This is a genomic window from Paraburkholderia sediminicola, assembly GCF_046030555.1.
GTDB classification, from domain to species: domain Bacteria; phylum Pseudomonadota; class Gammaproteobacteria; order Burkholderiales; family Burkholderiaceae; genus Paraburkholderia; species Paraburkholderia sediminicola_E.
The window spans coordinates 543,296-555,088 of record NZ_JAQQCH010000001.1; the positions used below are offsets into that span (position 1 = coordinate 543,296).

Genomic DNA, 11,793 nt, shown 5'->3' on the forward strand with positions numbered 1-11,793 from the left:
CTAAACGTCCCGTCATCACATCTTCACGACGTCGAGGACCGCTTTCTTGCCGTCCTTGAAGTCGTAAAGCGTAATGGCGCCCTCTTTCAAATCACCCTTGTCGTCGAACGCGATGTGGCCGATTACCCCGTTGTAATCGGTGGACGGCATCGCAGCCAGCACCTTGGGCGCCTCGATCGAATTAGCGCGCTTCATTGCATCGACAATCACGTACACAGCGTCATACGTGAACGGCGCGTAAATCTGCACCGGTGTGTGGAAGCGGTCGACGTACTTCTTCTCGAAGTCCGCTCCCTTGTCCATTTTCGAAAGCGCGAGTCCTGCCTCCGAACAGACCAGGTTTTGCACGGCGGTTCCCGCCAGCTCACCCACCTTGTCGGTACACACACCGTCGCCGCCAAGGATTTTTGCCCTGATACCGAGCGCCGCCGCCTGTTTGGTAAACGGCCCGCCCGTCGCGTCCATTCCGCCGAACATGATGACGTCCGGCTGAACACTTTTGATCTTTCTAAGGACGGCCTGAAACTCCGTAGCCCTGTCATTCGTGGCTTCGCGTGCGACGATCTTCGCCCCGCTCGCCTGTGCGGCCTTCGCGAACTCGTCGGCCAGTCCCTTGCCGTAGACGGTCGAGTCATCCACGATCGCGATGCGTTTCGCGCCGAGCACTTTCGTCGCGTAATTGGCAAGCGCCGGGCCCTGCTCGGCATCGGTCGCGACTACCCGATAAGTCGTCTTGAAACCCTGCTGTGTGTACCCCGGATTCGTCGACGACGGCGAGATCTGCACGATCCCGGCATCGCTATAGATCTTCGAGGCCGGAATCGACACGCCCGAATTCAGGTGCCCGATCACGGCGACGACATGATCGTCGACGAATTTCTCTGCGACCGCCGTTCCCGTTTTCGGGTCCGCGGCATCGTCCTGCGCGTCGAGCTCCAGCTGGATCTTGTGACCGTCGATCGTCAAACCCTGCGTGTTGATTTCCTCGACCGCCAGACGCGCGCCGTTTTCATTATCTTTACCAAGATGCGCAATGCTGCCCGTCAAAGGAGCCGCATGGCCGATCTTCACAATAGTCGCCTCGCTTGCCGGTGCTGCCGCCGCTGCCGGAGCCGATGCACCTGCTCCCGCCTCGCCATCCGGTTTCTTGCCGCACGCGGTCAACATCGCAACCGCGGTCACGATGGACACGGCGTAAGCAAACTTGACTCGCATTAAGTAGGTCTCCTGCGCCTTGCAAAATCCGTTGTTCGGGACCCGGAGGCCTTGAGAACGCGCGCATTGTAACTCCAATTATGCGACGCGCAATATTGTTGAAACGGTGGGGTTTTCCTGCATTGCAACCTTATTTTGAGAGAGAAATTCGGCAACAGGCGCAACCCGGTTGCGCCTATTTTTTGTGCATCAGTTGCACCACCGCTGCACCCAATGGCATCAAGTGTTGCAGCGATATGGCCCGATCCCTGATTGCACCGTGCTTCGCGTTAAGTATTACGTTTCTGTTGATATCAGGAAGCGCGCACTATTTTAGTGCGTCAAAAATCATGGGGGCGCGTTTGTCACGTTTTAAACGGGGCCACATCAGTGGAAAATTGATTAAAAACCAAATCACAATTCAAAGGAATTTGTATGGGAGCACACTAAAAACACCTGCTCCCGATGATCTGGCACTTTATTAACGAAGCACTCACAGATCTGCGGACGTAAAAAAAGCGCGCCCTTAGGCGCGCTTTTCTTTCAATAACGTCGGCTGATTGTCAGGCAGGCAGACCCAACCCGCGCGGCAGCGGAAACGCAATGTTTTCCTCGATGCCCTCGAGCGCACGCACATTGCGCACGCCGAGCTCACGCAACCGGCCGATCACCGCTTGCGCGAGCGCTTCCGGCGCCGAGGCGCCCGCCGTCACACCGATCCGGCGCTTGCCTTCGACCCACATCGGATCGATCTGATCCGGCGAGTCCACCATATAGGAAGGCACGCCAAGCTTTTCGGCCAGCTCGCGCAACCGGTTCGAATTCGAACTATTTGGGCTGCCAACCACGATCACGACGTCGCATTGCGGCGCCATGAACTTGACCGCGTCCTGGCGGTTTTGCGTGGCATAGCAGATGTCCTGCTTCTTCGGCTCGCGAATCGCCGGGTATTTCGCCTTCAGGGCGCCGATGATCTCCGCTGCGTCGTCGACTGACAGGGTGGTTTGCGTAACGAACGCGATCCGTTCGGGATCAGCCAGCTGCAAGGCCTGCACGTCTTTGATGTCTTCCACCAGATGCATGCCTTCACCCGCCTGACCCATCGTACCCTCGACTTCAGGGTGGCCCTTGTGGCCGATCATCACGATGTCGAAGCCGTCCTGGCGCATCTTCGCGACTTCGATATGCACCTTGGTCACGAGCGGGCAGGTGGCGTCGTACACCCGCAGCCCACGCGACTCAGCTTCCGAGCGGACCGCTTTCGACACACCATGCGCGCTGAAAATGACCGTATTACCGGCCGGCACTTCTTCCAGCTGCTCGATGAAAATGGCGCCTTTTTTGCGCAAATCCTCGACAACATAGGCGTTATGGACGATTTCGTGGCGCACGTAGATCGGCGAACCGTGCAGCTTGATGGCCCGCTCGACGATTTCGATGGCCCGATCGACGCCGGCACAGAACCCACGCGGCTGCGCCAGCAGGATCTCGGCTTCGGCAAGAGTCGTATCCGTGATGCTCATGTTTACAGAATCCCGATGATTTTCACTTCAAACGCCAGCGCCTGGCCGGCAAGCGGATGGTTGAAATCGAACAATGCAGACGTTTCGCCGACTTCCTTCAGGACGCCGGCGTAGCGACCGCCACCCGGCGCGTTGAATTCGACCAGGTCACCCGGCGAAAAGTCCTCGCCGATCATGCTGTTTTCGCGCAGCGTGGCCAGCGAGACCCGCTGGATCAACTCCGGATTGCGCGGACCGAACGCCTGACCCGGCGTTAGCTGAAAGGTCGAATGGTGGCCCACCTTCAAACCCAGCAAAATGTCTTCCAGCGGCGGCGCCAGTTGGCCCGCGCCGAGCAGCAGCGTGGCCGGCCTGTCGGTAAACGTATTGATGACTTCAGCGCCATCGGCAAGGGAAAGCCGGTAATGAAGCGTGACGTGTGAACCGGGCTTCACTTCGGAAATGTCGATGATGCTCATGCAATGCTCGCTCAGTCGAAGCGCGCTGCACGCGTGCGCCGCGGGCGCAGTCGACGCGTGTGGCAAACCCGTCGGGGTGCCGTGCGCAAAGCGTCTATTGTAAGCCACATAGCGGGCGGCGGCTTGGGTCCGTCGCGCGCTATGTGGCAGGGCCGGGCACCGCGCGCCGCCCTAAACCCGAACTGGAGGACCCATCTATACATGGTCGACTATGCCTGCACATTAAACAAAGCAACGCTCGAAACGGCGTTGCCGGGGTCTGCCACACCCGCCGCTCCAGCACCCGCCCTGACGTTGCCGCTCGCCGGTGTCGCAGTTGGCAATACCGCAGCCGGTAATAGCGGCAGCACCGCCGACGCCACCGCGGGCGCCGGCACACCTGCAGCTCGGCCGCTCGTACGAGGCAAATGGCATAAAAACGACATGCCGCGCGAACGCCTGATCGAGGAAGGACCCGGCGTGCTGTCGGATACCGAAATGATCGTGCTGGTACTCGGCTCGGGCCTGCCCGGTCATGATGTGTTCAATGTCGCTCGCACCCTGTTCGAGCGGTTCGGCTCAATGCGGGCGATGCTCGACGCAACCTATTCGGACTTCGACGGCCTGCGCGGCATCGGCCCGGCTAAAAAGGCGCAGTTACTCGCCATCATGGAGATGGCGCGGCGCTCGCTGGTCGATAGAATGCGGGGCCGTTCACTGATGAATTCGCCTGAAGCCGTGCAAGACTATCTGCGCCTGCGCATAGGCGGCAAGACGCAAGAGGTTTTTGTGTCGCTCTTTCTCGACGCCCGGCATCGATTGATCCGCTGTGAGGAAAGCGCACGCGGCACGCTGACACGCATGGCGGTGTATCCTCGCGAAATCGTGCGGCGTGCGCTGAGTCTGAATGCCGCCAGTCTGATCGTCGCGCATAATCACCCTTCCGGCGCCGTCCAGCCGAGCGCAAGCGACTGCCGGCTAACGCATACGCTGCGTGAAGCCCTTGCGCTGATCGACGTGCAGCTGATCGATCATCTGGTGATTGGCGCGGATCACACATACTCGTTTGCCCGTGCTGGCTGGCCGTGACACGGCGTGAACCAGGGTCGCGGCAACGTTGCGCCATCTTCGGCATCGCAAATAAGGTTTGATTTTGCGGCTTTTTTTCCGCTATAATTCCGGTTTGCCTATTTCCAACCCCCTGTTCCGAAGCCACCAAGGCGTTCCGGAAAGGAAAAGCGACTCAAGTTCCAGAAACTTAAGCGCGGCTCTTTTCGGGAAACTTTCACGGCGTTCGAACTCAGAATTAGCGTATTAGGAGTGCTCTCATGGCACGCGTATGCCAAGTAACTGGGAAAGCGCCGATGAGCGGCAACAACGTTTCCCACGCGAACAACAAAACCAAGCGCCGGTTCCTGCCGAACCTGCAAAACCGCCGTATTTGGGTGGAAAGCGAAAACCGTTGGGTGCGTCTGCGCGTTTCGAACGCCGGCCTGCGCCTGATCGACAAGAACGGTATCGACGCTGTGCTCGCGAATCTGCGCGCACGCGGTGAAGCCTAAGGAGTAAATCATGGCGAAAGGCGCACGCGACAAGATCAAGTTGGAATCGACCGCAGGCACGGGTCACTTCTACACGACGACGAAGAACAAACGCAACATGCCGGAAAAGATGCTGATCAAGAAATTTGATCCGGTCGTCCGTAAGCACGTTGACTACAAGGAAACCAAGATTAAGTAAATCTTGGCTCCTGCCTGACGAAGGCAAAGCATTTGCAAAAAAGCCTCGCATTCATGCGAGGCTTTTTTGTTTTCTGCGTCCTGATATCGCTCTGTTTCAGCCGTCGTTTGCCCATCAGTGCGGTCTTATCCCATTCGGCCAGCTTTCCCTCAGTCGTCTCGACGCGTATCCTTTCTCGTTTTAGCGGCATGCACACAGCATGCCGTCACGGCAAAACGAAAGACGGAGATGCGGGCGATGGAATTCGATGTGGCGATTGTCGGTAGCGGTCTGGCAGGTTTGAGTGTCGCGCTCAATCTCGCGGAGACCCGGCGAGTTGCGGTGGTCGCCAAGCGATCGATGACCGAGGGTGCGAGCGATTGGGCGCAGGGCGGCATCGCCGCCGTACTGGATTCGGCAGACAGCATCGAGAACCATGTGCGCGACACGCTGATTGCCGGCGGTGGCCTGTGCGACGAGGCAGCCACACGCTTTATCGTCGAGCATGGGCGTGCCGCGATCGAATGGCTGATTGAACAAGGCGTGCCGTTCACCAAAGACGACGCCGCCGAACTCGGCTTTCATCTGACGCGCGAAGGCGGCCATAGCCATCGCCGGATCATTCATGCTGCGGATGCAACGGGCCATGCCGTGGTCGCCACGCTCAGCGAGCGTGTACGCCGCCATCCGAACATCACCCTGCTCGAAGACCACTACGCGATCGATCTGATTACATCCGACCGTCTCGGTCTGCCAGGCCGCCGCTGCCACGGTTTATATGCACTCGATCTGCAAAGCGGCCGCACCGTAACAATCGAAGCGCCGCATACCGTGCTCGCCACCGGCGGCGCCGGCAAGGTCTACCTGTACACCACCAACCCCGACACTGCGACCGGCGACGGCATCGCAATGGCGTGGCGCGCCGGCTGCCGCGTCTCGAACATGGAATTCATCCAGTTCCACCCGACCTGCCTGTTCCATCCGTATGCAAAGTCGTTCCTGATCTCGGAAGCAGTGCGCGGCGAAGGTGGCATTTTGAAGCTGCCAGACGGCACGCGCTTCATGCCGAACCACGACGAACGCGCCGAACTCGCGCCACGCGACATCGTCGCGCGCGCAATCGACTTCGAGATCAAGAAACGCGGCATCGATTGCGTGTATCTCGACATCAGCCATCAGCCACCTGAATTCCTGCGCGAGCACTTCCCGACAATCCTGGCCCGCTGCCTCGAATTCGGCATCGACATCACCAAAGAGCCGATCCCGGTGGTGCCTGCAGCGCACTATACGTGCGGCGGCGTCGTAACCGATCTGGCAGGCCGGACCGATCTCAGCGGCCTCTATGCGGTTGGTGAAACGTCATGCACAGGCCTGCACGGCGCGAACCGGCTGGCCAGCAACTCCTTGCTCGAGTGTCTCGTGATTGGACGCTCTGCTGCGCAGGCCATCGAGCAAGAAGGCTTCAGCGCCGTTGTTCACGCGCCGCTGCCGGACTGGGACGAAAGCCGCGTGTCCGATCCGGACGAAGAAGTGGTGGTCGCGCACAACTGGGATGAACTGCGCCGCTTGATGTGGAACTACGTCGGCATCGTGCGCACGGACAAGCGGCTCGCGCGAGCCAAGCATCGGCTTGCCCTGCTCCGTGACGAGATTCACGAGTATTACGCGAATTTCAAGGTGAGCCGCGATTTGCTTGAGTTGCGCAACCTGGTCGACGTAGCGTCGCTGATCGTCGAAGGCGCTCGCTCACGACGGGAAAGTCGCGGCCTGCATTTCAGCCGCGATTGGCCGGCCACGCTGCCCAAAGCGCTGCCGACGGTGCTGTCGCCGGAGCACGTACGCAATCGCAACGTGTGATTGCCAGAAACTGAAATGAAAAGGCCATCGCCGGTTATCCGGCGATGGCCTTTTCACTGATTACACAAGCTTAAGCCTGGACGCGTGCGCCTCAGACGATCCGCATCGAGTAATCCGTTGCGCGTACATCTTTGGTCAGCGCACCGATCGACACGCGATCCACGCCCGCTTCCGCGATAGTCCGCACCGTCTCGAAGTTCACCCCGCCGGACACCTCCAGCACTGCCCGCCCTGCTGTGATACGCACGGCGTCGCGCATCGCATCGAACGAAAAGTTATCCAGCAGAATGGACTGCGCGCGGTGTGCCAACGCGATTTCCAATTGCGCCAGCGTTTCGACTTCGATCTGGATCGACACGCCCGCATTCAGCGCGAGCGCCGCGTCCATTGCCGCGCCAACACCGCCCGCTGCGGCGATGTGGTTTTCCTTGATCAGAATGCCATCGTACAAAGCGAGCCGCTGATTCGCCCCGCCGCCGACGCGCACTGCGTATTTCTGCGCGAGCCGCAAGCCCGGCAAGGTCTTACGCGTATCGAGGATATGCGTTTGCGTATGGGTAATGGCGTCGACATAGCGGCGCGTTGCGCTCGCCACGCCCGAGAGCAGTTGCAGGAAATTCAGCGCATTGCGTTCAGCAGTCAACAGCGCACGGACAGGACCGCGCAGCTCGCAGACCGGCGTATCCGCTGTCATCCGATCGCCTTCGCGATAACGCCACTGCACGTCGATACGTGGATCGACCTGGCGCATCACCGCGTTGAACCAGGGCACGCCGCATAGCACGGCATCTTCGCGCACAATGATGCGTGCATCGCGCACGTCGTCTGCGGGCACAAGGCGGCCAGTCTGATCGCCTGCGCCAATATCTTCGGTCAGCGCGTCGGCGACGTTGCGCGCCAACGCAGCGTCGAACGCGGCGCCGTACTGCGCATGAATCTCCGCGAACAGCGGCGAGACCGCCTCGACCTGATTGCGTTCCACCGCGCCCATTACGCTGCTCCCACGTTCGAATACAGATGCGCGTCGCGCGCGAGATCGCCGCTGGCTTGCACGCGCTTCTTGTGACGCGCCGCGAAGTCGAGCATCCGGTCGATCGGCAGACGGGCCCGCTCGCCGATCGCTCGGTCGACGAAGATTTCGTTGTGGCCGAGGTCGAGCACGTCGGCCAGATTGGCGAGGCCGTTCATCGCCATCCACGGACAATGCGCGCAGCTCTTGCAGGTCGCGCTGTTGCCAGCCGTCGGCGCGGCGATCAGCGTCTTGCCGGGCGCGGCGAGCTGCATCTTGTGCAGAATGCCGAGATCGGTCGCCACGATGAAATGCTTCGCGTCGAGTTTTTGCGCGGCGTCGATCAACTGGGTTGTCGAACCCACCACGTCCGCTTGCGCGACCACGTTAGCCGGCGACTCCGGATGCACCAGCACTTTCGCGCCCGGATACTCAGCGCGCAGCAGATCGAGTTCAATGCCCTTGAATTCGTCATGCACGAGACACGAGCCCTGCCACAGCAGCATATCGGCGCCGGTCTTGCTCTGGATGTAGCTGCCGAGGTGACGATCCGGCGCCCAGATAATCTTTTCGCCGCGCGCGTGCAGATCGGCAACGATTTCCAGCCCGATCGACGACGTCACCATCCAGTCCGCACGAGCCTTGACGGCCGCGCTAGTGTTCGCGTACACAACCACCGTGCGATCCGGGTGAGCGTCACAGAAAGCCGAGAATTCATCGACAGGACAGCCCAGATCGAGCGAACAGGTCGCGTCGAGATCGGGCATCAGAATGCGCTTGTCCGGACTAAGTATTTTCGCGGTCTCGCCCATGAAGCGCACGCCCGCCACCACCAGCGTTTGCGCCTCGTGATCGCGGCCGAACCGCGCCATCTCCAGCGAGTCGGCCACACATCCGCCGGTTTCGTCGGCGAGTTCCTGCAACTCCGCGTCGACGTAGTAATGCGCGACGAGCACCGCTTTCTCGCGCTTAAGCAATGCGCGGATGCGCTCCTTCAGCGCCACCTTCTGTTCCGCCGACGGCATGTCGGGCACCTTCGCCCACGCCTGCCCGATCCCGCAAGTCGTGCCCTGCGCCTGTGGCCGGTCGTATTCGACGGTCCTGATCGCCTGCTGATCCATGATCTCCTCTGCCTTCGCTCTGCCCGCCGCGGACCGTCAATCGTGTGTCGTTGACATATCCCGCCGCCCAAAAAGCAAAACCCCGCCAACGCGGGGTTTTGTGACGTAACGAAATTTTAAAGGATTTCGCGATCAAGCATAACGACGTAGACGCATCGCGAATTCTTGCAGTGCTTTAATACCACTCTGTTCAGCGCGATGACACCAGTCTTGCAGCTGAATCAACAATTGATCGCGCGACGCATTCGAGCGCTCCCACATCGCCGCCAGTTCATTGCGCATGTCGATGTAGGTCTTCAGCTTCTGGCTGTTCGCGAAGATTTGCGGCAACTGACGCTTCTGCGGCTCGTCGAGACCTGCTTCTTCCTTGTGGAACCAGCTACGCGCACCGCGCATCACCTGATACTTCTCGCGCGCGCCGACTTCCTTCAGATGGGCCAGCTCCTGGCGATAAGCGCGCTTGAGCGCCTTGCCGTAACGCGCCATCACTTCGTAGCGGTTCGCCAGCACGGCTTGCAGCGTGTCCTGATCGAGCACCAGCTTGCCGGAAGTCAGACGCGGCGTAGGCGCGATCTTCTTGACCTTGGCGAGACGGAACGCCGACATGATACGGATGTACATCCAGCCGATATCGAACTCATACCACTTATTCGACAGCTTGGCCGACGTGGCATAGGTATGGTGATTGTTATGCAGCTCCTCACCGCCGATGATGATGCCCCACGGGAAGATGTTGGTGCTCGCATCCGACGAGTTGAAGTTGCGGTAGCCCCACCAGTGCGCGAGGCCGTTCACCACGCCAGCTGCCCAGAACGGGATCCACACCATCTGCACAGCCCAGATGGTCAGACCGACGACGCCGAATAGCGCGACGTTCAGCACCATCATCAGGCTCACGCCGAGGATCGGGTACTTGGTGTAGACGTTACGTTCCATCCAGTCATTCGGCGTGCCGTGACTGAACTTGCGCATCGTTTCTTCATTCTTGGCCTCGGAACGGTACAGTTCCGCACCTTCGAGCACCACCTTCCAGATGCCGCGCGTTTGCGGGCTGTGCGGATCTTCTTCGGTCTCGCACTTGGCGTGGTGCTTACGGTGAATCGCGGCCCATTGGCCGGTCAGCATGCCGGTGGTCATCCACAGCCAGAAACGGAAAAAATGACTGACGACCGGATGCAGCTCCAGTGCGCGGTGCGCCTGGCAGCGATGCAGATAGACCGTCACGCCAATGATCGTGATGTGCGTCGCGACCAGGGTGTACAGCACAAGTTGCCACCACGAGAAGTGGAGCAAGCCATGGGCAAGGAAATCAAGCAAAGAATTCAACAAGGCAATTTACCTGTGGAACAAGAGACGCCAGACACACGCAAAATGCGCGCGTCAAGAAAGTGAAAGCATACAGCGGGATTGGACGATATTCTACTTGAAGCGTTCCAAGTGTTTGTAACAAATAGGGATTTTTTGTGTGACATCAATAGGATGGAACGCGTCGGAGGTCATTTTGAGACCAGCCGGCGCGTTCGAAGTGCCCGTCAGCGGGCGCTGTCGGCCTGATTAGCGGCAGGAGTGGTCATTGTTACCGCCTGCGGCATCGCGTCGCCCACATTGCCGACGATTCGCACTTCGCGTTGCGCAAAAGGAATCGAGATGCCGTGCTCGGAGAACAGACGCCAGACGTTGCGATTGACCGCCGAGCGCACGCCTGAGGTCCCAGTCGCTGCGTCTTCGATCCAGAAGCCCAGTTCGAGATTGATGCCGTCGGTGCCGAAGCTCGCGAGATAGGGCGTGGGCGCCGGTTCCTGCAGCACTCGCGTGACATTTTGTGCGGCCTGGGCAAGCAGCGCCATCGCCTGCTCGACGTCGGAGGTGTAGGCGACCTGCACGGCCACCTTGGCGTAGCCGCGTGTCAGATAGGAGGACTGGTTCTGCACCACGTCCGTAATCAGCTTTTCGTTCGGAATCAGCGTTTCGATGCCGTCCAGCCCGCGCACCACCGTGTACCGCGTACGGATCTGCGTGACCATGCCCTGCAAGCCGCTGACGTTGATCGTGTCGCCAATACGTAGCGAGCGGTCGATCAGGATGATGAAACCCGAGACGTAGTTGCTGGCGATCTTCTGCAAGCCAAACCCAAGCCCCACACCCAGCGCGCCGCCGAACACGCCCAGCACCGTGATGTCGATGCCGACTAGCGACAGGCTGATCAGCACCGCCGCCAGCACGAACGCAGCACGGCCGACCCGCGCCACCACCACTTTGAGGTTGGCGTCGAGCGTCTTTGAGCGCATCAGGCGGTCTTCGAATGTGGCGCCGAGCCACATCGCGACAATCATCGTCACGCACACCCACAGGAGACCCGTGGTCAGCGAGAGCAGCGTCATGTGCGCGTTCGCGACCCTGAAGCGCACGCTGCCCATCCAGTCGATCACGTCGTCCTGAATGCCCATTACAGTGAGCACCATGCCGATCCAGACGATCAGCGAGACGATCTTCTCGACCAGGAACAACCACGGATGCGTCGCGCCGTCCTGGCTGAAGACTCGACGCGCGAGGAAAAATACAATGTAGATCAGGCCAATACCGAACAGCGGCACGAGCGCGAGATCGAGCAGCGCGGTGTGCATGAACTGGCCGGTGATCGCACGTGCAAGCCAGACGAGCGCCGCGCCAATCAGGGGAAAGAACGCGCGGTTCAGGCTTTCCGCGCCGAAACGCAAGGTCTGATACCGCGTCTGGCGCCGCAAATCGAGCGCCCGGCGCAGCAGGCGCGCGAGCAGCCACGCGACGAGGAGCGTCCCAAGCAGCACGCCGACCTGCCACAGCATGACCGGCTGGCCGAAGTCGCGCGCAAGGTCGCCGAACATGTGGGGGAAAATGCGGTTTTGCATGATGTCGCCGAAATCGCCGGCGCGAAGGGCTCAGGAAAAGAACTC

At 60.1% G+C, this 11,793-nt stretch carries 11 protein-coding genes; 4 read left to right on the forward strand and 7 right to left on the reverse strand.

Annotated features, from left to right (window positions below; all coding sequences use genetic code 11):
• Positions 1 to 15 precede the first annotated feature (15 nt).
• From PQQ52_RS02555 to PQQ52_RS02565, 3 genes are all read right to left on the reverse strand, one after another.
• Positions 16 to 1,215 (reverse strand): branched-chain amino acid ABC transporter substrate-binding protein, encoded by a 1,200-nt coding sequence (locus PQQ52_RS02555; RefSeq protein WP_408206528.1) that lies wholly within the window; start codon positions 1,213 to 1,215, stop codon positions 16 to 18.
• A 542-nt stretch (positions 1,216 to 1,757) separates the two neighbouring features.
• The gene (gene ispH, locus PQQ52_RS02560; protein ID WP_408206530.1) at positions 1,758 to 2,717 is read right to left on the reverse strand and encodes a 4-hydroxy-3-methylbut-2-enyl diphosphate reductase; all 960 of its coding nucleotides are present in this window, start codon (positions 2,715 to 2,717) and stop codon (positions 1,758 to 1,760) included.
• A 2-nt stretch (positions 2,718 to 2,719) separates the two neighbouring features.
• Positions 2,720 to 3,175, reverse strand: a complete 456-nt coding sequence (locus tag PQQ52_RS02565; protein WP_169489088.1) for an FKBP-type peptidyl-prolyl cis-trans isomerase — start codon at positions 3,173 to 3,175, stop codon at positions 2,720 to 2,722.
• A gap of 201 nt (positions 3,176 to 3,376) precedes the next feature.
• Between PQQ52_RS02565 and radC the strand changes: the two genes are divergently transcribed.
• The 4 genes from radC to nadB all read left to right on the forward strand — a co-directional run bounded on the left by radC (position 3,377) and on the right by nadB (position 6,730).
• Positions 3,377 to 4,243, forward strand: a complete 867-nt coding sequence (gene radC / locus PQQ52_RS02570) for a RadC family protein (protein ID WP_408206532.1) — start codon at positions 3,377 to 3,379, stop codon at positions 4,241 to 4,243.
• Positions 4,244 to 4,482: 239 nt separating this feature from the next.
• Positions 4,483 to 4,716: a 50S ribosomal protein L28 gene (rpmB, locus tag PQQ52_RS02575; RefSeq protein WP_408206534.1), complete on the forward strand. Its 234-nt coding sequence runs from the start codon at positions 4,483 to 4,485 to the stop codon at positions 4,714 to 4,716.
• A gap of 10 nt (positions 4,717 to 4,726) precedes the next feature.
• Positions 4,727 to 4,894: a 50S ribosomal protein L33 gene (rpmG, locus tag PQQ52_RS02580; protein WP_006050116.1), complete on the forward strand. Its 168-nt coding sequence runs from the start codon at positions 4,727 to 4,729 to the stop codon at positions 4,892 to 4,894.
• A gap of 237 nt (positions 4,895 to 5,131) precedes the next feature.
• Positions 5,132 to 6,730, forward strand: a complete 1,599-nt coding sequence (gene nadB, locus PQQ52_RS02585) for an L-aspartate oxidase (RefSeq protein WP_408206536.1) — start codon at positions 5,132 to 5,134, stop codon at positions 6,728 to 6,730.
• A 91-nt stretch (positions 6,731 to 6,821) separates the two neighbouring features.
• Here the strand turns inward: nadB and nadC are convergent, their stop codons facing one another.
• From nadC to PQQ52_RS02605, 4 genes are all read right to left on the reverse strand, one after another.
• Positions 6,822 to 7,721 carry a carboxylating nicotinate-nucleotide diphosphorylase gene (gene nadC / locus PQQ52_RS02590; protein WP_408206538.1) on the reverse strand — a complete coding sequence of 300 codons (900 nt, stop codon included), beginning with the start codon at positions 7,719 to 7,721 and terminating at the stop codon, positions 6,822 to 6,824.
• A complete protein-coding gene (nadA, locus tag PQQ52_RS02595) occupies positions 7,721 to 8,860 on the reverse strand; it encodes a quinolinate synthase NadA (protein WP_408206540.1) in 1,140 nt (379 codons plus the stop codon). The genes nadC and nadA overlap by 1 nt, the downstream gene beginning before the upstream one ends.
• A 132-nt stretch (positions 8,861 to 8,992) precedes the next feature.
• Entirely contained in the window at positions 8,993 to 10,189 is a 1,197-nt protein-coding gene (locus PQQ52_RS02600) for a DesA family fatty acid desaturase (RefSeq protein WP_408206542.1), read from the reverse strand.
• A gap of 203 nt (positions 10,190 to 10,392) precedes the next feature.
• Positions 10,393 to 11,748 carry a mechanosensitive ion channel family protein gene (locus PQQ52_RS02605; RefSeq protein ID WP_408206544.1) on the reverse strand — a complete coding sequence of 452 codons (1,356 nt, stop codon included), beginning with the start codon at positions 11,746 to 11,748 and terminating at the stop codon, positions 10,393 to 10,395.
• Positions 11,749 to 11,793: the final 45 nt, after the last annotated feature.

Excerpts from the sequence above, each read along its gene's own strand:
- PQQ52_RS02555 (WP_408206528.1), bottom strand. The coding sequence starts at position 1,215 with ATGCGAGTCAAGTTTGCTTACGCCGTGTCCATCGTGACCGCGGTTGCG.
- ispH (WP_408206530.1), bottom strand. The coding sequence starts at position 2,717 with ATGAGCATCACGGATACGACTCTTGCCGAAGCCGAGATCCTGCTGGCG.
- PQQ52_RS02565 (WP_169489088.1), bottom strand. The coding sequence starts at position 3,175 with ATGAGCATCATCGACATTTCCGAAGTGAAGCCCGGTTCACACGTCACG.
- radC (WP_408206532.1), top strand. The coding sequence starts at position 3,377 with ATGGTCGACTATGCCTGCACATTAAACAAAGCAACGCTCGAAACGGCG.
- rpmB (WP_408206534.1), top strand. The coding sequence starts at position 4,483 with ATGGCACGCGTATGCCAAGTAACTGGGAAAGCGCCGATGAGCGGCAAC.
- rpmG (WP_006050116.1), top strand. The coding sequence starts at position 4,727 with ATGGCGAAAGGCGCACGCGACAAGATCAAGTTGGAATCGACCGCAGGC.
- nadB (WP_408206536.1), top strand. The coding sequence starts at position 5,132 with ATGGAATTCGATGTGGCGATTGTCGGTAGCGGTCTGGCAGGTTTGAGT.
- nadC (WP_408206538.1), bottom strand. The coding sequence starts at position 7,721 with ATGGGCGCGGTGGAACGCAATCAGGTCGAGGCGGTCTCGCCGCTGTTC.
- nadA (WP_408206540.1), bottom strand. The coding sequence starts at position 8,860 with ATGGATCAGCAGGCGATCAGGACCGTCGAATACGACCGGCCACAGGCG.
- PQQ52_RS02605 (WP_408206544.1), bottom strand. The coding sequence starts at position 11,748 with ATGCAAAACCGCATTTTCCCCCACATGTTCGGCGACCTTGCGCGCGAC.